The 22,266-nt window shown below is 58.6% G+C and carries 14 protein-coding genes and 1 pseudogene; 6 read left to right on the forward strand and 9 right to left on the reverse strand.

Going from position 1 to position 22,266, the window contains the following annotated elements; translation table 11 throughout:
* Positions 1-211: 211 nt before the first annotated feature.
* Positions 212-1,858, reverse strand: a complete 1,647-nt coding sequence (pgm, locus tag PWM43_RS08655; protein WP_289842096.1) for a phosphoglucomutase (alpha-D-glucose-1,6-bisphosphate-dependent) — start codon at positions 1,856-1,858, stop codon at positions 212-214.
* A 455-nt stretch (positions 1,859-2,313) separates the two neighbouring features.
* On the opposite strand from pgm, the gene PWM43_RS08660 reads away from it, so the two are divergent.
* Together PWM43_RS08660 and PWM43_RS08665 are read left to right on the forward strand one after the other, a co-directional pair.
* Positions 2,314-3,402 (forward strand): glycosyltransferase family 61 protein, encoded by a 1,089-nt coding sequence (locus PWM43_RS08660; protein WP_289842097.1) that lies wholly within the window; start codon positions 2,314-2,316, stop codon positions 3,400-3,402.
* Between the two features lie 690 nt (positions 3,403-4,092).
* A complete protein-coding gene (locus PWM43_RS08665; RefSeq protein WP_289842098.1) occupies positions 4,093-5,712 on the forward strand; it encodes a hypothetical protein in 1,620 nt (539 codons plus the stop codon).
* 314 nt (positions 5,713-6,026) lie between these two features.
* Here the strand turns inward: PWM43_RS08665 and PWM43_RS08670 are convergent, their stop codons facing one another.
* From PWM43_RS08670 to PWM43_RS08680, 3 genes are all read right to left on the reverse strand, one after another.
* Positions 6,027-6,758 carry a hypothetical protein gene (locus tag PWM43_RS08670; RefSeq protein ID WP_289842099.1) on the reverse strand — a complete coding sequence of 244 codons (732 nt, stop codon included), beginning with the start codon at positions 6,756-6,758 and terminating at the stop codon, positions 6,027-6,029.
* 264 nt (positions 6,759-7,022) lie between these two features.
* On the reverse strand, positions 7,023-10,631 hold the full coding sequence (locus tag PWM43_RS08675; RefSeq protein ID WP_289842100.1) for an ABC transporter permease/M1 family aminopeptidase: 3,609 nt from the start codon (positions 10,629-10,631) through the stop codon (positions 7,023-7,025).
* 3 nt (positions 10,632-10,634) lie between these two features.
* Positions 10,635-11,513 carry an ABC transporter ATP-binding protein gene (locus tag PWM43_RS08680; RefSeq protein ID WP_289842101.1) on the reverse strand — a complete coding sequence of 293 codons (879 nt, stop codon included), beginning with the start codon at positions 11,511-11,513 and terminating at the stop codon, positions 10,635-10,637.
* A gap of 151 nt (positions 11,514-11,664) precedes the next feature.
* On the opposite strand from PWM43_RS08680, the gene PWM43_RS08685 reads away from it, so the two are divergent.
* Both PWM43_RS08685 and PWM43_RS08690 read left to right on the forward strand, forming a co-directional pair.
* The gene (locus tag PWM43_RS08685; protein ID WP_289842102.1) at positions 11,665-11,958 is read left to right on the forward strand and encodes an autorepressor SdpR family transcription factor; all 294 of its coding nucleotides are present in this window, start codon (positions 11,665-11,667) and stop codon (positions 11,956-11,958) included.
* Entirely contained in the window at positions 11,937-12,557 is a 621-nt protein-coding gene (locus PWM43_RS08690) for an SdpI family protein (RefSeq protein WP_289842103.1), read from the forward strand. Before PWM43_RS08685 ends, PWM43_RS08690 begins: the two co-directional genes overlap by 22 nt.
* A 231-nt stretch (positions 12,558-12,788) precedes the next feature.
* Here PWM43_RS08690 and prfC read toward each other — a convergent pair whose 3' ends face one another.
* Together prfC and rpsD are read right to left on the reverse strand one after the other, a co-directional pair.
* Positions 12,789-14,348 carry a peptide chain release factor 3 gene (gene prfC, locus PWM43_RS08695; protein ID WP_289842104.1) on the reverse strand — a complete coding sequence of 520 codons (1,560 nt, stop codon included), beginning with the start codon at positions 14,346-14,348 and terminating at the stop codon, positions 12,789-12,791.
* Positions 14,349-14,444: 96 nt separating this feature from the next.
* Positions 14,445-15,062, reverse strand: coding sequence for a 30S ribosomal protein S4 (gene rpsD / locus PWM43_RS08700; protein WP_289842105.1), 618 nt, complete (start codon positions 15,060-15,062; stop codon positions 14,445-14,447).
* Between the two features lie 712 nt (positions 15,063-15,774).
* Between rpsD and PWM43_RS08705 the strand changes: the two genes are divergently transcribed.
* On the forward strand, positions 15,775-17,685 hold the full coding sequence (locus tag PWM43_RS08705; RefSeq protein WP_289842272.1) for a S53 family peptidase: 1,911 nt from the start codon (positions 15,775-15,777) through the stop codon (positions 17,683-17,685).
* Positions 17,686-17,806: 121 nt separating this feature from the next.
* Here PWM43_RS08705 and PWM43_RS08710 read toward each other — a convergent pair.
* From PWM43_RS08710 to PWM43_RS08720, 3 genes and pseudogenes are all read right to left on the reverse strand, one after another.
* Positions 17,807-18,159, reverse strand: a pseudogene (locus tag PWM43_RS08710) (ABC transporter ATP-binding protein); the annotation flags it as partial.
* Positions 18,160-18,247: 88 nt separating this feature from the next.
* Positions 18,248-19,243 (reverse strand): aldo/keto reductase, encoded by a 996-nt coding sequence (locus PWM43_RS08715; protein WP_289842106.1) that lies wholly within the window; start codon positions 19,241-19,243, stop codon positions 18,248-18,250.
* A gap of 332 nt (positions 19,244-19,575) precedes the next feature.
* Positions 19,576-21,411: an ABC transporter ATP-binding protein gene (locus tag PWM43_RS08720; protein WP_289842107.1), complete on the reverse strand. Its 1,836-nt coding sequence runs from the start codon at positions 21,409-21,411 to the stop codon at positions 19,576-19,578.
* Between the two features lie 113 nt (positions 21,412-21,524).
* Here PWM43_RS08720 and nth point away from each other — a divergent pair, with 113 nt between their 5' ends.
* Entirely contained in the window at positions 21,525-22,247 is a 723-nt protein-coding gene (gene nth, locus PWM43_RS08725) for an endonuclease III (RefSeq protein WP_289842108.1), read from the forward strand.
* The last annotated feature ends 19 nt before the right edge of the window (positions 22,248-22,266 follow it).

Genomic DNA, 22,266 nt, shown 5'->3' on the forward strand with positions numbered 1-22,266 from the left:
GGGGTTAAGATCATTCTGCGCTTTGTAGCATCGCCGCTGTCGTCCGTCGCCTCCCGGCTCCGGCAACATTCGGAACCGGCACGATTGCGACCGGCGCGGGTAAAGCTGGTCCATGAAGAAAGCAAAACAAGGGCGCGGTCCCCCGGCTCGCCAAAGGCCGCCGGTCCGCGCTGTCAGCCGGAAAAAAAGGGACAGCCCCTGATCCGATGGCTTAAGCCGACAGGACCCGGCTGATCACTTCCTGCGCCTCGTCCTGGATCTCCCTGAGATGTTCGGGGCTTTTGAAACTTTCGGCATAGATTTTATAGACATCCTCCGTGCCCGACGGGCGCGCGGCGAACCAGCCGTCTTTCGTCGTCACCTTCAGCCCGCCGATCGCAGCCCCGTTGCCCGGAGCGGTGGTCAGCTTCGCCGTGATCGTCTCGCCAGCCAGAGTATCGCCCGGATATTGCTCGGGCGAGAGCTTCGACAGCTGGGCTTTCTGCTCCGGCGTCGCGGCGGCGTCGATCCGCGCATAATAGGGCGTGCCGAGTCGAGCCGCGATTTCATGGTAATGCTCGCTGGGATTCTTACCGGTTTTTGCGGTGATCTCTGCGGCCAGAAGCCCGAGAATGAGACCGTCCTTGTCCGTGGTCCAGACCGTGCCGTCACGGCGCAGGAACGTCGCCCCCGCGCTTTCTTCACCGCCAAAGCCGAGCGAACCATCCATCAGACCGGGCACGAACCATTTAAGCCCCACGGGCACCTCGACCAGTTTCCGCCCCAGCTCCGCCGCCACCCGGTCGATCAGGCCGCTACTGACCAATGTCTTGCCGATGCCGAGATCAGCGCCCCAGTCGGGCCGGTTCCGGTAAAGATAGGCGATCGCCACGGCGAGATAATGATTCGGATTCAGCAATCCGTCCGGCAGCGCGACGATGCCGTGACGGTCCGCATCCGTGTCATTCGCAAAGGCAACGTCGAACTGGCGGCCCATGCTGATCAGACGGGCCATCGCATAAGGTGACGAACAATCCATGCGGATCTGTCCATCCCAGTCTGCCGTCATGAAGCCGAATTGCGGATCGACTTCCGTACTGACGATCGTCGCATCAAGGCCATAGCGGTCGATGATGGGCTGCCAGTAGGCGACGGCTGCGCCGCCAAGTGGATCAATCCCGATCCTGACGCCCGCGTCGCGAATGGCCGCCATGTCGATGACCGAGTCCAGATCCGCCACGTAGGGCGTGACGAAATCATAGCGGGTCACGCAGCTTTGGTGGATCGCCTCGTCGAACGGCAGACGTTTCACGTCTTTCAGCCCGTCCATCAGAAAGCCGTTGGCGAGATCCTGAACCGCCTTGGTGATGGACGTATCCGCGGGGCCGCCATTGGGTGGGTTGTATTTGAAGCCCCCATCGACCGGCGGATTATGCGACGGGGTTACGACGATGCCGTCCGCCAGACCGCCGGTTCGGCCTCTGTTATATGTGAGAATGGCGTGAGAGATGACCGGGGTCGGCGTGTAGCCGTCATTCTGGTCGATATGCACGGCGATGCCGTGAGCTGCGAGAACCTCCACGGCGGTTCGCTGAGCCGGAGCGGAGACGGCATGACTGTCGATCCCCAAAAAGAGCGGACCGTCAATGCCTTCAGCCTTGCGATGTCGCGCGATCGCCTCGCAGATCGCCAGGATATGATTCTCGTTGAAGCTCGTATGGAGTGGCGAGCCCCGATGACCTGAAGTGCCGAACGATACGCGCTGGGTGGCGACCGCTGGGTCCGGCTTGCGCTCGTAATAGGCAGCGATCAGAGCCGGAATATCCGCGAGATCCGACGCGGGAAGCCGCTTTCCGGCCAGGGGACTGATGTTTGCCATGATGAATAACGGTCCTCGCGAAACTGTTGAACGATAGGTTGCCGGTTAACAAACAACCTCTGCGACGGGCGGTCCAGCCCCATGGGCTGTTTTGGGCGGCAGAGTTCTTGTAGCGGTTTGGGAGATGAACGTGGCAACCGCATGAGCCGTTGCGTTTCAGACCGATTAAGGAAAGCAGCGGGTCTCCCATTCCGGGCGCTCCACAGTTTCGCATCTCTGCGGAAGGTATCCATACAAGCGGGATCGGTGTTCCGGGGGATACGAAAAGAGTGGAATAGTCAGGCCAGCCCGCCGCGAACAAAGAGTGTACGCAAGATCCTGGCGCCGGAAAAAAGACGTCTGGATTTCGGCACGGACAATGTGGCCGCATTTGATGGCCTCGATGGTTCACACTGCCCAGTGATCATCGTAGGGTGAGGGCAAGCTGATTGTCATCGGACCGAGAAAGACGTCTCATGAAAAAACATGAAATACTATCTTTACCCATGAGAGATATATCCGAAACCGGATTGCCTTTCGTCGAATTGGCGAAAAGCTCGATGGCAATTAATATGACTTTCCATTCTATTTTGGGTGTGACAGACGGAGACGCACTGATGTCTCTTCATCGCAACCCGATTTACGAAGCTGTTGGTTATTACGTCGCTTCAAACGCCATGGTCACTTATGATGGAACAATCATTTATAACGATAACATAGTTTCTTCTCCTACATTAAATGTCTCTGAATTAAACAGGCACGTTCTTGAGCACTTTCTTGAAGGAGAACTTCCCCTTCTTCATCCGATCGGCGGATTGTCGGTTGTACTCTATGGTTTCGGGTGGGTCGTTTATGGACACTGGCTGGTAGAGTTTTTCACACGGGTATACACGGTTCATGCCTTTGGGATGGATCTGAATAAGATTACCTGGATACTACCGAATGATGTCCCCCAATATGTCCTCTCTTTTCTCAGTAAAATTGGCATCCGAAAAGAGAGTCTTTTCCTCTTTGACCATAAACGTGAGATCGTATGCTGCGAAAATCTCTTGATTCCTGTAAATCTATGCAAGTCCTCATCTAACGCACATCCGCTTTTCGAAAAATATTGTCAGTGGTTTAGAAAATTATGCGTCGGTCATGAAGCCGCGCTCGATAAATGTAACAAGCTGTTTGTCACTCGGAAATCGTTCACAAACCATCGTCCGGTCGTGAATGGAGATGAGTTAAAAGAAATCTCACAGGAGTTCGGCTACCAGGTATTCTCGCCAGAGACTATGTCTCTTGATGAACAGATTGAGATTTTCTCGACGGCAGCGAGTATTGCTGGGGAATACGGATCTGGACTGCACAACTCAATTTTCGCTCCCGAGCATGCGGTTATTACGGCGTTGCGTATTAATCGTCAGGCATTTGGCTTTGTGCAGAGCTCCCTCGCAGCCGCAGGTGGGCAGACGATGTCTTATGTGTTCGGTGAAGAGCGAGACGATGGACTCTATATCCGCCCCGACTGGTATCGTACCGCCCTTCAATATGCGGATGACAGCATAAACTCTCGTTTTTAACGTTCGGGCATCTTCGAGAAGACTGTTTTCTGGCGGAAAGCACGGCCGAAGATATTCGGCTATCGCCTCTCGGGAAAATACTCCCGGGCCATCTGCCGTTGCCCGACACTTGCCTGGCACGAAAAGATCAGAGTGCATTCCTGGCCCTGACGCATAAAAATCATTCAGGGCTTCTCACCTCATGACGAAAACCCCTGCACAGATGCTCCACGAAGAACCACGGACCTTATCGAAGTCATTTTTGATTGACTTTGTAGCACAAAAAGTGTATTATATTCTTATGATGCCATATTTGCATCATTTTAGGGAAAAATATAAATGCGCTTTTTATTTTTTATTTGTGCGTTTTTTCTTACGGTGCCCGAATGCTTCGCTGACACTGTTGCTTCATACTACAAAAATAGTAACGGTCAATATATAAAAGTCAATCTTGCGTCTCCTGTAACGGCGACGGGTCTCCCGGGCGTCGTAAATTTTAAAAATTCCGCACGGCAATGGGAAGGCGTCCAAGCAATCAGCCTCGTCTGCGGCCTTGATGCGTCCCAGAACGCCATTCCCTGCGATTACCTTCAGCCAACTCGTATCAATCAGCCGCTTGGAATCGCAGGCCTCGATGCCGGGGGACACGAACTCGCACCGCTCGGAAGCGTCGGCGCATCGGTCTTATTTTCGTCTGACGGCGCGCCGGTCATGTCGGTCAATCCGTCGCAGAATGATCCGACCAAGCCCTATCAGGACAACTACTCTGGCGGCAGTCTCATCAAGCCGCATGCGCTGTTGGTCACCGGCGCGCGCGTGGGTCTTCCGAATACTGACGATGACCATAATGCGAATGGGCAACTTTATCTTGTCGGCCAAACAGATGGCCCCGATGGGCTGGGATGTCTGATCTGTGTGATCAACAGCGGCAATGCCCTGCCAAACACCATGCCGGGCATATCGGGCGGCGGTTCGTCGAACTGGGCCAATGGCGCCTCGGGGATCGCTGAGTATGGCGATGCCGACAGTCCCATGGAATATCTGTTCGAGCAGAACCTTCAGCCCGTGCTGACACTGGATGTGGCGAGTTACACCGCTGGCCAGATTGTCCTGAAATCAGCCATGAGCGCCGCTCAGATGGCGCGCGTTCACTACGGCATGTATGTCCAGACGAACAGTGTCGATCCGACACTGGCAACCCCGACATTCAGCGCGACGACAAGCCAGGGCGGCCTCACATTTTACGCTTCCATCGTCGATCACGTCGTGGACAACACGCATATCGCCGTGCGCGGCTGGGCCGTCCCCGGTTCCGGAAAGACAGGGGGCGTTCCAGATACGTCGAGCCTGGACACCGCATGGACAAATTTTGGCAAGGCCGTCGTCGGCATAGGGTCTCCAACCAACACGAGCCATATCAACTGGGTTTTCGACTACGAGGCCGGACAGTCCTGGGTTCGGAACTACGAGAACGAAATCGACCTGATCAACAATTCAGGTCAGGACGGGCGTGTTCGCATCCGTGGCCTGACGATGACCTATCAGGGCAACGCGGCTCCTTCGGCTGATAGCTGGGCTCTCAATCTCAATACGGCGCCGATGCCGGTCGATATTCATATGGAGGTTGGCGCCAAATCCGTGGGTATCGAGAGCAACGCTTTCTGGTTTCATGGCAACGCGGGCGTCAGCAATCAGGGCGACACTTGGGAAATGATGGAAAGTGCCGCCTTCGCCGGTTCAGCGCAGAATATGCGTCTCGTGAGTTGGCTGGCTCAGGATTGCGCGACGGCGGGATATGGCTGCGTTTCCCTACACCAGGGCCTCATCGTGAACGGGACAACGGGTGCCGTGAGCACTCCGCAGGCACAGATCGTTTATGACCCCCTGCTACCGGGACACACGACGAACAGCACGGGCGTTCTCGGACTCGCCTCATTCGGTGGAATTGACTTCAGTCTGGATGGTGGACATCCAACAGTGCCCCAAGGGAATTTTCTAGTGCTCCAACCTTCGAACTGGACAGAAAGCTCTTCTGTAGCGCCCATACTCCAAGCAGCTTCGGCATCGCAGCTGAACGTTCGTGATACGTCGGGCAACGGTATTACACTGAATACCTATGGCTTGACCGTTGGTGGCGAAGCAGATGTCGGAACGTTAGTTTCGAGCGGGAATGTTAACGTCAAAAACGGCGCTTATTTTCAGGAATCTTTGACTACCCCCGCTTCTTCGACAAGCGCTTGTATAGCGGGTGAATTTACAGACGATCAGAATTATCATTATGTCTGCGTACAAACCAACACATGGAAGAGAGTGGCGCTCAGCAGCTTCTAGTATTTTATTATTTTCATGGATTTTTTATGACGAATTGAAACTATATTCTTAAAATCCAGCGGGGAATTGAGCAGGCGAAAATGCAGAGTATTTTGACTTAGCCTGCATCACTTCCCCTATGGTGGCCAGCAACCAGATGAGGTGAAGAAGACGGTCGGCTCGTTGGTGACTCCCTGCAGCCGATAGTTGTCATGGATGGTCTTCCAAACAATCAAGGGACGACCAATAAACCGTCCCTATTCTTCAATCTCGAGCAATTTTTGAATTATGCTCCCACAAAAGATCTGTTACACTCGATATGTCAGCTTTCTCATTTAAAACGAGTTATGCAAAAAATAAGGAAAAATATCGTTCCCATATAAATCAAAATTATCTGAACCATTACCAATTCCAAATGGATAATTATAAATACTGAACCAGTTCGGCTTTCCGCTACCAATCCACATTTCGCAACTTACTCGATTTATCTGCTCTGGATGGCAAAAGCTTTCATCCGCAAAGCTTTTTGATAGCGGATGCTCCAGACTCCTTACATATTTGGAAGTGGCCCACCAAAAGTTTCCTTGGAAGTGCTCTCGTGGGTGCATATGAAAGTTTATTCCCGCCACGTCGTGAGACTGCAACATTGTAACGCAATCCCTCCACTTCGTAATTGTTCCGTACTCCAGAAACCTTCTCCAGCTATTGACATTTTTTATTACACTCAAATCTCTTGTTTGCGAAAAATGGCGAATACCCTTAGTGTGAAAATACATTACATATTCATATTCTTTGTTTTTATTACAAAAATCAAAAAGATGCTTTAGAGTGAAAGCTTCATATTGACTTTCATCTTCTGATATTTCTATTATTTCTATAAAATTATATTGAGATATATATTGCCTTATAACTTCACCCTGCTTACTATTTATGCAGCAAAATATCCGTGCATTATGCCTTAAACCCGCCTGTATCAGGTTTTTTATCTGCTCATCTATGAGAAGGCACCATGAGACTGAATTTTCAGGTGCCCAAACATGGTAAAATACAGCCGCTTTCTTCATCATAAAATCCAATAATTCAGGTGTTGTTTATATAAATTGTTCAGTAAATTTTGGGAAACTCCTTGTCAACAGGCCTTGCTGCGCGAATAAACGACTGAAGCTGGTGACGGCCATGCTGCTCTTACCAGGTTACCCAATTGGAGCATCCAAACGCTTATCGAGGCTGGTTCATGAACGTGACCAGCCTCATCATCAGTCGTGCCAAGGCGCGCACCATCAGCGGTACACGGCCCGTTTGCGACAAACCCGTCTACAGAATACGCACCGTCAAGGCCCCGTCACCAGCTTGACGTTATCGTCCGGATTGCGATCGACCATCTCTACATACGGGTCAATTCCCGCATAGCTTGGCTGGCGATCAACCGTGAAATGCAAGGTGTTGTCACCCGTTTTGATCGCCCGACGCGCCATCAGAACCACATTCTTCCGGTCGAAGGCCGCTTCCCCAGGCATAGCCGTAAAGAGACCGATATCGACGGGCTCGTTCATCGGCGTTTCCGTCTCATTACCCTTCCCGTCCGCGTAAAGCTTCTTCGCCGAGACTTTCATGTCCACATCGAACCGGCCATCGGGGCGCTTCGTTACGACACCGGACACCGTGCGCAGATCGTAGAGCGTGATCTTTTCGAACAGATCGGTGATGAGCTGCTGCCCCGCCGGTGCAGCATCGCCGATCTGCCCGGCCTGGGCACGGAAGTCACCGACGAGATCAAGCGAGCGTGGCCACGGGGCGCCCTTGAAGCGATAATCGGTAAGCAACTGGCGCAGACCGGCATTCACCCGATCCGCTCCCAGACGGTCCTGAAGCAGATACATCACGACCGAGCCCTTGCGGTAATGGATGTATTGCTGGTTCTCCACGCGCTCGAGGGGCTCTTCTTCCAGGCGTTCCGCACCGCGTGCGCGTAAATACTGATCCAGCTCATATTTGAGGAAGCGACGGATCTTGTCGGGGCCATACAGCTCCCGCATCGTCATGAGGGCCGAATACTGCGCCAGCGTTTCGGAGAGCATGGTCGCACCCTGCATATCCGCGCCGACGACCTGATGCGCCCACCATTGATGGCCCAGTTCGTGAGCCGTCACGTAGGTCACGTAATCGATGTTGTCGGGTTTCGACAGATTGGCGATGAAACCGATCCCTTCCGAATAGGGGATCGTGCCCGCGAAAGCCTGTGCGAACGAAGAATAGGCCGGAAACTCCAGAATGCGGGCATAGTGAAACTGATAGGGGCCAAAATTGGACTCGTAATATTTCAGCCCCGCCTTGAAGCCATTCAGCATCCGGTCGACGTTCCAAGGATGGTGCGGGTCGTAATAGACCGTCAGGGCAATCGGTCCATTGGGACCGTCATAGGTCGCATGACGTTCGGCGTAGCGCGCGGACTGCACGGCGAAGAAGTTGAGCACCGGCGCCGAGGTGACGAAGCGAGCCGTCCGTCGGCCGTCATGCGTCACATCCGAAACCCGGTCTCCCGGCGCGATCGGTGTCTGGTCGGCGTCGGTCGTGACCGTGATATCCGCGGTCGTCCAGCCCGCATGGATGTAGTTCTGCGCCTGCGCCGAGCGATCCTCGAGCTTCGCCATCCGCAATTCCGGCGTCAGTCCATATTTGCGCCTCTTGATGCGGTCCTGAAGCAGCCCGTCGCGCGTCATGCCGATCGTCGGCGCGAAATCGTCCTTGTTGACGAACGTGCCGTTGGGGAAAATTCCCAGTCCCGTATTGGCGGCGTTAGCAAAGCCGCGTTGCCTGCGCTCGGTGCGGAAATCCATCCCGATCGTCGCACCCGGCGCGAGCGGCCGGGCCAGCTTGTAGATGCGGTAGTGGAACCGCGGATAGTCACGCTCCAGCGTCGCGCCGTCGATCCTGAGGTCGAGCAGCTTCGTCTGACGCGTCTCCATGCGTATATGAACACGGTCCAGCGGCACATTCTGATGATTGGTCAGGTCATAATGACCCGTGACCGCCATCGCCGGGCCGTTCGGATGAATGTCGATGTCGAAACGCAATGCCGTCACGTCGGGTTGGGGGACATGCTCGTAGGCCAGCAGCGCCTTCTCGTAATCCGCCATGTACCGGTCGCGCTGGTCCGGCGTGCGATATTCGTTCCAGACATGCGTGTTGATGAAAATGAACACGCCGAGAGCCGCGAAACATCCCAGCGCCGCACCGCCGATCGCCGCGGGCGTCCCGCGGATACGGGATGGGAGCACGGCGAGACGCGCCTGAAGCGTCATGGCCGCGCCGCGCCGCCACAGAAGATGGCACAGCACGACCAGGATGATGGCGAAACACGCCCAGTAAAGATCGCAGACCAGCAATCCCTTCCAGAAGGTGCCTACCCCGTTCATATCGGAGAGCGGCATGCCGGGCGTGCGTCCGTAATTATAGAGAATGTCGTCCAGTCCCAGCGTGCCGCCGATCAGACGCAGCACCATGTAGAGGAACATCAATCCCCAGCCGACGAATTTCTGCGGCGCGAGAACCTGGAAAAACACCGCCAGGATGGCTGTCAGAAGTGTCGAGACGGTCGCGGGCAGCACGAACCAGAGCAGGTAATGTCCCAGTTCCAGATGCGTGTAGCCATGGGCGAGCTGGTAGATCACGCCCACGACGACACCCGCGATCAGCGTCGTGAACAGCACGATGGCGATGGCCGGCACCTTGCTCAGCACGAAGATCCAGCCCGGCAGAGGAGCCGCGCCCACCAGTTCCTGCATCTTGCGGTCCTGTTCGCGCCAGACGACCTCGCCCGCGTAAAACGCCGCCATGATGAACGGAATCATCGTGAAAGCACCCATGAGATGCTGGATCATCACGCGGGTCACGGGCCAGACAGGCGTGCCATACATCTCGTCGAGATCGGTCAGGCCGCCGATCGTGTTCATGATGCCCAGCAGAAGAAGAACGACATAGGCCGGGCTGCGCAGCACCTGCCGGATTTCGAATCGCAGACGCAGGAGATACTGCGCCCGCCGGGCGGACGCATCGAAACGCGGGCGGGGCAGGGCGCGTGGATTGAACACGGGGAGCGGCGCTGACGGGGCTTCATCCCAGCGCCGGGACAGACGCGGCTGGCGTCGGGTGAAGCGGAAGAGACTGCCCGCGAGCGCCAGAAGAGCCGCCGCGATCCCGCACCAGATCAGCCGGTTCCATAGAAGGATGCTCGTCGGTGGCGGCGCCAGCATATTGCGCTCGACCGGGGTCCAGTAGCGCGTTGCCAGATCGACCGCGCCGAACCCGAACGGTTCGATATAGCCGAACGTCTCTTCAAGACGGGGCAACCTGCCGATCATCGTGGTCGCGATCGTCCACACAACCATGAGGGCGACCGCGACGATGTAGGACCCCATCATGGAGCGTGTCAGGGTCGCCGTGGCGAACATGAGCGCGCTGATGAGAAACAGGTTCGGGATCGCGAGAAGGCCGTAAGCCTTGAAGTTGGCGAGCCAATGAACCGGGCCGAGCGTTTCAGGATCGACCCAGGGCATGAATGAGCCCAGCAGCACGCCCAGAGGGACTGCGAGAAACACCACGCAACAGGTGAGAAAAACCCCGAGGAAACGGCCGTAGATGTAAGGCAGGCGTCGCAGACGCGTTGCGTACAGGATCTGGCCGAAGCCGGTTTCCTCGTCGCGGATGACGGCATTGGCCGCGATGGCCGCGCAGACGAACAGCGAGAAGACCGAGAAGATCTGCTCCATCTGAGCGACGGCGTAGGGTGCGTTCTTGTGAACGTTGCCGCCCCCGCCGATCTGAATGACGGATACGGTCGTGCACAGGAAAGTCAGGGTGAAGAAGATCAGGGCGCAGACCCAGAAAGCCGGGCCGCGCATCTGATAGCGGATCTCGAACCGCGCGATACGTGCGAGCATGGATCAGGCCGCCCGGCGGGAGTTGTCGAGCGTACGGAAATAGACGTCCTCGAGGCTTCCCTCCATCGGTTCGAAACCGGCACCGGGATCGCTCTGTGCCTCGACATGAATGATCGTGCGCCCAGCGAACAGGCGCACCGCGATGACACGATAATCCTGCTGGTAGCGCTCCAGATCCTCGCGCGGGATGATCTTGCGCCACAACTGTCCGCGACTCTCGTCGATCAACGCCAGCGGCGCGCCTTCGAGCAGAATGCGCCCTCCGGCCAGGACGGCCATGCGGGGGCAGAGATCGGCGACGTCCTCGACGATATGGGTCGAGAGAATGATCACGACCTGCTCGCCGACTTCCACGAGCAGGTTGAGGAAACGGTTGCGCTCTTCCGGATCGAGCCCCGCCGTCGGCTCGTCCACGATGATGAGGGAAGGCTGCCCGATCAGAGCCTGCGCGATGCCGAAGCGCTGGCGCATGCCGCCCGAGAAGCCCGCGACCGCCTTTTTGCGCACATTCCAGAGATTGACCTGCTGAAGCAGCGTCTCGACCGTTTCGCGTCGCTCGCCCTTACCCGTAATGCCCTTCAGCACGGCCAGGTGATCGAGCAGATCATAGGCCGAGACGCGCGGGTAAACGCCGAAATCCTGCGGCAGATAGCCCAGCGTCTCGCGCAGGCGCTCCGGCTCGCGCAGGACGTCGATCCGATCGAACGTGATCGCCCCTGATGTCGGCGCCTGCAACGTCGCGATCGTGCGCATGAGGGTCGACTTGCCCGCCCCGTTGGGACCGAGCAGGCCGAACATGCCACGCGGTATGTCGAGGGAAACATGATCGAGCGCGCGTGTGCCGTTCGGATAAACCTGCACGAGGTCCGAGATATGCAGCATGGTAGTCGAAAGTCCTTCCGGTTTGGTGGTGAAACGTTACACGAACAATCCGGCGGCGGGCGAGTGCTCTCACATTACATTCGTCATTCCGCGCTCTCCTTCAGGGCAGATTTTTATTGCTTTATTTCGGTGTTTCGCTAAACAACGAAATATGAGTGATGTTTTCAAAGCCCTCGCCGATCCAACCCGTCGCGCCATCCTCGTGCTGCTGCGCGAACGCGCCATGACGGCGGGCGAAATCGCCGAGCATTTCAACCTGACGCGTTCGACGCTCTCCGGCCATTTCTCGACGCTTCACGCCGCCGGGCTGGTGGAGCGGGATCGTGAAGGTACGACCATTACGTACCGCCTGCGCCTGTCGGTTCTGGAAGAAGCCTGGCTCGGCCTGGCCTCTGCCCTGCATCTTGGAGAGGAGACAACCCGTTGGAAAAAGAACGACGTCTAGGTCCGGCGATCTCGGCCACGCTGATCGCGCTGACGACAGGAGCATGTCTGAGCGTTACCTGGCATAGTGCCGCACCGCGCAGTGCGATCCTGACGACGGTCACATGGAGCGTCGCGACACAGGCTGTCACATGGCTTGTTATGTTTTACGCGCCGTATTTTCTCAATCGCGACCGCGAAGCCGGTTTCAGGCGCTCCATGTCCTTTTACGATACGGCGTGGGTCACGCTGACGGCACTGCTCTGCGTCACTCAAGCCTGTCTGGTGGCGAAGATACGAGGATTTGGGGTCTCGATGCCGTCACTCCATGCTTTCAGTCTGGGCATTCTGTTTGTCGTGCTCGGAAATACGCTCGGCAAACTGAGCCCCAATGGCGTCATCGGCATCCGCACACCCTGGACCCGACGCAGCGTCTGGGTCTGGGACAGAACGCATCGAACCTGTGGTCCCTTGATGGTTCTGCTTGGCACAGCCTTTCTGGTCATGGGCTTGCTCGCCCGACCCTCGCAGATACTCCAGATTGCCCTCGTCCTCAGCTTCGCCGCGCTCGCTTACGGAATTTCGTGGTATTATGGACGGATAGAGGCGCGCCGATCATGAGGAGGCGCATATGGGTCCCAATGCCTCCATGGGCCTCATCGCGCTGGTGATTGCAGCCAATGCGATGCGGGGCTGTGTCTTTGGCTGGCTGTTCTGGAAAGCGCAATGATGGCGCATGCGACCGCGCATCTTGCGGTGTTCGGACTTATGGCCGTGATCGCCGCTTGAGGGAGGCAGGAATTATCGGGTTCTGCCCGTACCCGGAAGGAGATTTGTCCCCTTCACCCCGATTTATGGGTTGCCGATTCCGATCTGCTTGATGTCATGGAAAGCCAGATCCGGATTCGCTTCCGTCGTCCGACGCATCATGAAGGCGGAACTGGCGAGAAAGACCGGATCGCCATCGAGATCGTCCGCCATGGACGAGCGGTTGACCATCGAGAACGTCTCGATCTTCGCCTTGTCACCGGTCACCCAGCGCGCCAGCGAGAAAGGCGTCGTCTCGAACCCGATGGACACTCCGTATTCGCCCATGAGCCGCGACTGGAGCACATCAAGCTGAAGCGTGCCGACCACGCCGACGATCGGGGGCAGGCCATCCTGGGGGCGGAAAAGCTGCACGACGCCTTCTTCCGCCAGTTCGACCAGCGCCTGACGCAGCTTCTTGGCCTTCATGGCGTCATCGAGCCGCACGCGACGCAGGATTTCCGGCGCGAAATGCGGAACGCCCGTAAAGCGCAGATCCTCGCCCTCGGTCAGCGTATCGCCGATGCGCAGCGTGCCATGATTCGGAATGCCGACCACATCCCCCCCGAAGGCCTCTTCCGCCAACTGGCGGTCCCGCGCGAAGAAGAACTGCGGCGTATGCAGGGCAAACTGCTTGCCCGTCCGTACATGCTTCAGCCGCATCCCGCGCGTCAGGCGACCCGAACAGACCCGCGCAAACGCCATGCGATCGCGGTGATTGGGGTCCATATTCGCCTGAATCTTGAAGATCAGCGCGGACACGGCCGTCTCGTCCGCCCGCACGGCACGCGTTTCAGACGGCTGGGCGCGAGGCGCCGGGCCATAGGCGACGAGCGCGTCCAGCAGATCGGTCACGCCGATCTCCTTCATGGCGCTGCCGAAAAACACCGGTGTCAGATGGCCCGCATCGAAAGACTCGCGATCGAATTCCGGCAACGCGGCCTCGACCAGTTCGAGATCCTCGGAAAGCTGCACCAGGCGCGGATCGGATTGCGGAAGCCCGGCGGCCAGACCGCGCAGTTCCCGCGTGCGAAGATCATAAGTCCCCGCGAATGTCGCCGCGCGCCCGACCGGCCATGTCGCGGGCGAGGTGTCGAGCGCCAGAGTATTGGCAATCTCGTCAAGCAGCGAGAAGCAGTCCTGCGCCTCACGGTCCATCTTGTTGATGAAGGTGACGATCGGGATGTCGCGCAGGCGGCAGATCTCGAACAGCTTGCGCGTCCGGTCCTCGATGCCCTTGGCGGCGTCGATCACCATGACGGCGCAGTCCACGGCGGTCAGCGTGCGGTAGGTGTCTTCGGAGAAGTCTTCATGGCCCGGCGTATCGAGCAGGTTGAAGACGCAATCGCCATATTCGAACGTCATGACCGAAGTCACGACGGAAATGCCACGATCGCGCTCGATGCCCATCCAGTCCGATTTCGTGCGGCGACGTTCGCCTTTCGCACGCACGTTGCCTGCCATCTGGATCGCACCACCGGCGCGCAGGATACGCTCAGTCAGCGTGGTCTTGCCGGCATCCGGATGCGAGATGATCGCGAACGTACGGCGGCGCGCGATCTCGCGTTCGATGATCGCATCCGGAGCAGTGGCGGTTTCGGACATGACAGATACCCGTCTTCAGAACGACGAACGCCGGGCCGGGGGCAAGGCCCCGGACCCGGCGTTCGAAGGAACATCCGGCCCGAAGGCCGGCGTGGATCAGCGCGAGTAGAACTCGACGACCAGGTTCGGTTCCATCTGCACCGGATACGGCACATCGGACAGGCGCGGGCTGCGGATGAACTTGCCCTTCATCTGGCGATGATCGACTTCCACGTATTCCGGAACGTCGCGCTCGCCGCTCTGGGCCGCATCAAGAACAACCGCGAGCTGCTTGGAACGCTCGCGCACTTCGATCACGTCACCATCACGCACCAGGTAGGACGGGATGTTGACCTTGCGGCCATTGACCGTGACATGGCCGTGGTTGACGAACTGACGCGCGGCGAACGGCGTGATCGCGAATTTGAGGCGATAGATCACCGCATCGAGGCGGCGCTCCAGCAGGTCGATCAGGTTCTCCGAGGTATCGCCCTTGCGACGGACGGCTTCCTCGTAATACTTGCGGAACTGCTTCTCGCTGATGTTGCCGTAATAGCCCTTGAGCTTCTGCTTGGCCATGAGCTGGACCGAGAAGTCGGACGGCTTCTGCTTGCGGCGCTGGCCGTGCTGGCCGGGGCCATATTCACGACGATTGACCGGGGACTTCGCGCGGCCCCACAGATTGACGCCGAGACGGCGATTGATCTTGTACTTGCTTTCCTGGCGCTTGCTCATTGCAAGAACGACCTTTCGGCTTCCGGCCTTCCCCATGCTGCATGGAAGACCGCCTGTTGCACCGGTAGGCCACTTCCCGAACTGGAAGCGGCGGGCGCGTGTCTGATACCGCAACCACGGAGCGCAGACTCCGATCCGGTCACGGCCGGCACGTCCACGTTCCCGGCAATGGCGGCCTCCTATCCGCCGGGGCGCGTCTTGTCAACGAAAGAGAGCCAAATTCCGCCACCTCCGGCCAGGGAACCCACTTCAGCAGACGGACTGTCCTCAACCTGCAACCGCCCGCATCCCTCGTTTCGATACCTTCCTCTCTTGATACTATTCACGGGAAAGACGATAGCCCGTCGCACACCCGAGGGTTTTTCCCGACCAACCAGACGGGAGCGGCGTGCTCAAGCCCCTCCGTCACCAGACCGGCTTCGTACCACCAGATCCCGCCCGAAAATTTGTCCGACAAAGCGAGGTGGAATCAAGAATGATCTCACTTATCCACCATGCTCTCGGGTAACATCGACGGCAACGAAATTTTATCAAACAATGCTTAATCGTAACTGTTTAACTTTCGAAACAGACATGGCAATCTTCTGACAGCAATCCGCACTCATCCGCGTCGCGCCATCCCGGGCCGTGGGAGCGTTTTCATTGCTCTTTTCTGAACCCGCACAAGGACGATAACTCAATGAAACGCCTTGGTTTTTCTGAACGTGCCATAATGGGCTGCCTCCTTGCCTGTGGAGCGCTTCCCGGCGGGTCGGCGTCAGCACAACCTCTCACATTCGTCAGCCCTCTTGCTTCCGAGGAATCCGTGTCTTTCACCGTTGTCCTTCCGCTGCGTGATCGGGCTGGCCTGGAAGCCATGGTCGCCCGTCAGCACGATCCGGCAACGTCCCTTTATCATCACTGGCTCACGCCCCAGGAGGTCGAAACACAGTACGGGCCGTCCGCCACGACAATCGCCGCGGTCACGACCGCCCTCCAGAAAAGCGGCCTCAGCGTGACAGTACATGGCCATACGCTTTCCGTGTCCGGCACGGCTTCGCGGGTCGGACACGCGTTCAACACCAGTCTCGCCTATGGACGCAGCCAGGGCGGGGCGCTTCGCAGCTATGCGATGACGGCGCCCGTTCTTCCATCCGCCCTCACATCGGTGAAAGCCGTCGTTCTGGGTCTCGATAAGAATATCCACGAAGCTCACGTGGACAGTCAGAAAATAGCGCTCTCGCAGTCTGCGATCCTCGACCCCGCCAACCGCTACAGCAAGGACGGCACCTATTGGTACAATGATCTCAAGCAGGCCTATCAGTTCCCATCTTATCAGACGATGATCCAAAAAAACGGCAAGCAGGTCCGTCTTGATGGAACAGGTGTCACCGTGGGCATCCTCATGTCGGCCGACATCAATGATTCAGACCTCTCCGCCGTCTTCAACCATGAACACTTCATGGCCAATTCCGGACAGGCCTCGAATCCGTCGCTCTACAAGCGCGTGGCGGTCGATGGCGGTGCGACGACCAATACCAACCAGTTCGACGAGGCGTCTCTCGACACACAGCAGGCCCTGACCGGCGCGCCGGGCTCGCACGTCATCCTCTACCAGATTCCTTCCCTGGCCAACTCGGAAATGCTCGCGGGCTTCGGCAAGATCATCGCCGATAACGAGGCGGACGTCGTTTCCGCGTCATTCGGTGAATGCGAGCTTTATTTCACAGCCGGATATAATTTCGGTTCCGACTATACGTCCTATTTCGATATCGCCCATGAAATGTTCCTTCAAGGCAATGCCCAGGGCATAACCTTCCTTGCCTCATCGGGCGACAACGCGGGACTGGAATGTCCGGATACGAATTATGTGCTTCAGGGCAATAACGGCAGCTATGTCAAAGGCATCGAATGGCCGGCAAGCGATCCCAACGTGACGGCAGTCGGGGGTACGAACCTGCTCACCCAGAACACTTCCGGCAGCCTCGATTCGACCTATGTCGGCGAAAACGCGTACAGCGATCCCCTTCCCGCCAAAGATCCTTTTGGCATCGGCAAGACGCTCGTCAACGCGCGCTGGGGCGCAGGCGGCGGCCTCTCCGTCTATTTCGCCAAACCCGCTTACCAGACTGACGGCGGCATCAACACCGGCTCAACCGGCTATCGGGCCGTGCCGGACATCGGCATGCAGGTCGGCGGCTGCCCATATGGCGCCATTACCCCGTGCAACGGCGGGAACAGTGTCCTCAATGGAAACGGCAACACGGATCGCTCCGCCGTCGTCGTCAGCACCAACGGGATTTTCAGCGGGTTCATCGGAACGTCCGTCGCCGCGCCGGAGCTTGCCGGCGCCGTTGCCATTCTGATCGAGAAATCGGGTCGTCAAGGCAATCTGAATCCCTATCTTTACGCGCTCGGCACCGCCCAAGCCAGCACCGGATCGAACAATACAGATCGTTCGACGACCGTCTTCCATCGCACCATTCCGGGATATAATGGCGTGGTAACGAATAACCAGCCGGTCAATACGCGTGGGAAATACTTCAACTACACGACGGGTCTGGGCACGCCGGTCGTCTATCGCCTTGTCGGCATGCCTGACGCCGAGAAAGCGGGTGTGCCGCAGAGCGCTTCCAATCCGTAGCTGACCGCGATCACCCGGAAGCTCCGTAAAATCCTCCGGTTTGACGGAGTTTCCGCGATGCTTTCTCGTTTTCTCACGAGAGAGGAGCCAATCAATAACCGTCGGACCGACCTGCGCCCGCTCAACCTTCCAGGGACTGAAGCTGGAACAGGCGACGGTGCATGCCCCCGTCCTGACGGATGAGCTCTGCGTGGGAGCCATCCTCCTTCAACTCACCATGACTGAAGCCCAGAATACGCCAGAATAGGATCGCGTTCCATCACCGTCGTGAGACGATGCGCAACGACGATGACGGTCCCGTCGCGCATCAGCCGTTCGATAAAGCCCGACGCATTGGCGCGATGGGACGCTTCCTCGATCTGCCCCTGTGTCGCCCCCAGGGCGATCATAGGCAATATTTTCAGCCAGCGAGCGGTGAAACAGGATGGACTCCTGCCGCACGATGACAATCCAAGAACGCCGGATCCTGCATACCCGTCAGGATATCCACCCCGCAGACTCCGATCCGATCACGGCCCACACCCCCTACGTGCCCGGCGACGGCCCGCCCCACCTTCTGCCGTCAGGCGCTACGCTGGGGAGGTGCCATGAAATCAGGCTCGATTTCGTCAGGAACGTGTCGCTTGAGAATCGCGTCGATCTCCGCGAGTTCGTCTTTCGACAGCGTCCAGCCCAGCGCATCGCGAATGCCTTCGATCTGCGCGGGCTTGCGCGCGCCCCACAGAGCCACGGTCGGTCCCTGATCGAGCACCCAGCGTATGGCCAGGCTGAGAACGGTCTTGCCACGCTTTTCGGCAAAGGCTTTCAGATCCTCGACTGCCGCCAGATAATTCCTGAAACGGGGCGGCTGGAACTTGGGATCCATCGAGCGCAGATCGTCCTTCGGAAACGTTGAGTCCGCCGTCATCTTTCCCGCCAGCAAGCCACGACACAGAGGACCGTAGGCCAGCACGACCGCGTGATGCTTATGCGCATAAGGCAGCACATCGCGCTCGGTCGGACCGCGCTCGAACAGGTTATATGGCGGCTGGATGGTGCTGAGCGGCACTTTCGCGCGGAACTTCTCCATATCCGCCACCGAAAAATTGCTGACCCCGACGGCCCGGATCTTGCCTTCCTGATGCAGTTTTTCGAGTTCGGCCGCCGTATCCTCGACGGGGGTGAGACCATCGGGCCAGTGCACCTGCTCAAGATCGAGGTAGTCTGTCTTCAGGCGACGCAAAGACTGTTCGACCTCATCGCGGACGCGCTCGGGGCGGCTGTCGCGGAAAACTTTGTGATCCTGCGTCCAGTTCAGACCGAGTTTCGTGGCGATGACGACCTTTTCGCGTCGGCCGCCTTCAAGCGCTCGACCGACGACTTCCTCGCTATGCCCAAACCCATAAACCGGTGCGGTATCGATCAGGTTCACGCCTTCATCCAGCGCCCGATGAATGGTCCGGACGGCATTTTCGTCGTCGGGACCGCCCCACATCCACCCGCCGATGGCCCAGGTTCCAAGCGCAATACGAGTCACCGGCTGTTCGATGCCGGGAATGGTGATCGTGTCTGTCGCCATGACGGACGTCCTTCCTGAAAAAAGGGTTCGGTATCGGGAGCCGCGGAGCCAGTTTGTCGGGATCCGCGATGGCCCCGCGCATGGGAGGTCAGAACGCAACGTCAGCCTCCGCCAAGTGTTCCCCATCGAAACGCCTCAGGCCGGAAAGTGCAACCCGCTCCTGTTTTCAGAGCCTGACTCCCAAAGCAGTCCGATTGATTTTTCGGACCGGACTGGCACGGTTTCGGGACTCGCGCGGTTTTGGGACTGGCATGGCGACGGGTCGCATATCATGAGCCTCCGGACCTGGAAGAAGGGGCGGAGGTCCCCTCCCAAGGTGCGCGGCCGCGCACTCAACCTTCCAGGGACTGGAGTTCGAACAGGCGACGGTAAATACCACCGTCCTGACGGATCAGCTCCGCATGGGAACCGTCTTCCCTCACTTCGCCATGACTGAAGACCAGAATACGATCGAGTTCCATCACCGTCGCCAGACGATGCGCAACGACAATCACCGTCCGGTCGCGCATCAGGCGCTCCATCGCATCCTGAACCAGGGCTTCAGACTCCGAATCGAGGCTGGACGTCGCTTCATCGAAAATGAGGATCGGCGCATCCGCCAGAAAAGCCCGCGCGATCGCCACGCGCTGCCGCTCGCCGCCCGAGAGCTTGACCCCTCGCTCGCCGACCAGCGTCGCATAGCCGTCAGGCAGCCGCTCGATGAAGTCCGACGCATTGGCGCGACGGGCCGCTTCCTCGATCTCCGCCTGCGTTGCCCCCGGCCGGCCATAGGCGATGTTTTCGGCCAATGATCGGTGAAACAGAATGGGCTCCTGCGGCACGATGGCAATCTGCGAGCGAAGGGATTCCTGCGTGACCGTCCGGATATCCACGCCATCGACCAGGATACGTCCGCCGCTGACATCGTAAAGGCGCTGCAGCAGCTTGGTAAATGTCGTCTTGCCCGAACCACTCGGCCCCACCAGCGCCACACGCGAGCCGGGCGCGATCGTGACGTCCAGATCGCTGTAGAGCGGCTTCGTCTGCGCGGGGTAGCGAAAAGTCACATGCTCGAAATGGATGGCCCCATGCGGGAAGCGCGCGACGAGCGCGCCCGGCTGATCCTGCACACCGGCTTCACGCCCGAAGATGGCGACCAGTTCTTCCATCTCGTTGACCGAACGCTGCACCTGACTGACCTGCTGGCCCAGATCCCGCAGATAGCCCTGCACGAGAAACACCATCGTCAGAACATAGGCGACATCCCCCGGTCCCGCCTTGCCGTTCCACCAGAGCCAGACGGACAGGGCAATGAGCTGCATCCGCATGATCAGGGACGCGAGGTTCTGGAGATTCCCGCTATTCGTGCCCCGCACCCATGTCCGGCGCGTTCGGCCACGCCATGCCGCGACCGTGCGGCCGAGCCGACGTTCCTCGCGTCCCTCCGCCCCGAACGCCTTCACCACCGCGTTGCATGTGATGGCGTCGGCCAATGCCGCGCCCATGCGGGTGTCCCACTGGTTGGACTGGCGGGCTGACGGCGCGACGTAGCGCAGCGTCAGCCATATCGACAGCACGATGAACAGCACGACCGACACGCCGAGCACGCCCCCCATCAGGGGCGAGTGCAACCCGAGCACCAGCGTCGTCCCGCACAGCACGATCGCCTCCGGCACGATCATCAGCAGCAGCGTGTCGTTCAGCGTATCCATCGCCCACATGCCACGCGTGAGTTTGCGGACCGTGGAGCCGGCGAAAGTGTTGGCATGCCAGTCCGTCGAGAAACGCTGGACGCGCGCGAAGGCCTTGCCGATCACATCCGTCATCATGGCCAGCGTGAGATCGGTTATGCCGAGGAAGGAAAAGCGGCGCCCGATCAGCCCGATCAGCCCCAGCGATATCAGCCCGCCCACGGTCCAGGTCGCGTCCCGCAGCAGCGCGACCTGTTCGGCGCCATGGGGCGGCCCACCGGCATGCTGTGAGACATCGCTGACGAGACGGCCCGCCAGAACGGGCATGACGATGTCAGCCGCCGTCGCGAGCGCCACCCCGGTCAGCGTGCGGGCAAGTGGCCACGGATGCTCGATCCAGCGGCGCGCGATGAAGGCCACGATGCCTGTGAACGGGATCTCCCGCGTCTTTTTCTCCCGCTGTTGCGGCGTCAGTTCGGATGCGGCAGTTTCGGACACAGACAGGCTCCTCCGCGAAATGAAACACATCGCGGGACGTCAAAGTGATGGATACGGGAACGGTCCATTATGCGCGGCGCCGACTGCCGAGGCAATTCGTGAAAGAACGCTGCATGACGAACGCATCCGCCAGACGTCCCATGACGAAGCCAGAGGCCCGCCGGTTCATCACGGCCCTGGCCGAAGCCAATCCGAACGCCGAAAGCGAACTCGTTTTCACCGACACCTTCACGCTGCTCGTCGCGGTGGTTCTCTCCGCGCAGGCCACGGATAAATCGGTCAACAAGGTGACGGGCGGCCTGTTCCACGATGCGCCGGACCCCGCAGCCATGATCCGGCTCGGCGAAGACGGCATCGCCGCTCACATCCGCACCATTGGCCTGTGGCGGGCCAAGGCGCGGAATGTCTTTCTACTCTCCCGGAAACTCGTCACCGACCATCAGGGCGAGGTTCCGTCGGACCGCGCCAGTCTCGAAGCCCTGCCGGGCGTCGGGCGCAAGACCGCCAATGTCGTGCTCAACGTGGCGTTCGGCGAGAGCGCCATGGCGGTGGATACGCATATCTTCCGCATCGGGAACCGCACCGGCCTCGCGCCCGGAAAGACCACGCGGCAGGTCGAGGACGGCCTGATCTCCCGCATTCCGCCAGACATGCTGCGTCCGGCGCATCACTGGCTGATCCTGCATGGCCGCTATATCTGCAAAGCCCGCAGTCCCGAATGCTGGCGCTGCGCGGGATTCGACCCCTGCCAGTTCAAGGACAAGAAAATCCGTCGGGAAGCCCATGGCGGAACCGCAGTGCCCATGCCGGAACGGCCGGTTGACACGACAGATTGACACAACAGATTGACCGGCA

The sequence above is a fragment of the Brytella acorum genome (assembly GCF_029309905.1).
GTDB classification, from domain to species: Bacteria; Pseudomonadota; Alphaproteobacteria; order Acetobacterales; family Acetobacteraceae; genus Brytella; species Brytella acorum.

What these genes read in the sequence shown, in the direction of transcription:
- PWM43_RS08670 (WP_289842099.1), bottom strand. Translation starts at nt 6,758, where the DNA reads ATGATGAAGAAAGCGGCTGTATTTTACCATGTTTGGGCACCTGAAAAT.
- rpsD (WP_289842105.1), bottom strand. Translation starts at nt 15,062, where the DNA reads ATGAGCAAGCGCCAGGAAAGCAAGTACAAGATCAATCGCCGTCTCGGC.
- PWM43_RS08685 (WP_289842102.1), top strand. Translation starts at nt 11,665, where the DNA reads ATGAGTGATGTTTTCAAAGCCCTCGCCGATCCAACCCGTCGCGCCATC.
- PWM43_RS08675 (WP_289842100.1), bottom strand. Translation starts at nt 10,631, where the DNA reads ATGCTCGCACGTATCGCGCGGTTCGAGATCCGCTATCAGATGCGCGGC.
- PWM43_RS08705 (WP_289842272.1), top strand. Translation starts at nt 15,775, where the DNA reads ATGGGCTGCCTCCTTGCCTGTGGAGCGCTTCCCGGCGGGTCGGCGTCA.
- prfC (WP_289842104.1), bottom strand. Translation starts at nt 14,348, where the DNA reads ATGTCCGAAACCGCCACTGCTCCGGATGCGATCATCGAACGCGAGATC.
- PWM43_RS08665 (WP_289842098.1), top strand. Translation starts at nt 4,093, where the DNA reads ATGTCGGTCAATCCGTCGCAGAATGATCCGACCAAGCCCTATCAGGAC.
- nth (WP_289842108.1), top strand. Translation starts at nt 21,525, where the DNA reads ATGACGAACGCATCCGCCAGACGTCCCATGACGAAGCCAGAGGCCCGC.
- pgm (WP_289842096.1), bottom strand. Translation starts at nt 1,858, where the DNA reads ATGGCAAACATCAGTCCCCTGGCCGGAAAGCGGCTTCCCGCGTCGGAT.
- PWM43_RS08660 (WP_289842097.1), top strand. Translation starts at nt 2,314, where the DNA reads ATGAAAAAACATGAAATACTATCTTTACCCATGAGAGATATATCCGAA.
- PWM43_RS08680 (WP_289842101.1), bottom strand. Translation starts at nt 11,513, where the DNA reads ATGCTGCATATCTCGGACCTCGTGCAGGTTTATCCGAACGGCACACGC.
- PWM43_RS08715 (WP_289842106.1), bottom strand. Translation starts at nt 19,243, where the DNA reads ATGGCGACAGACACGATCACCATTCCCGGCATCGAACAGCCGGTGACT.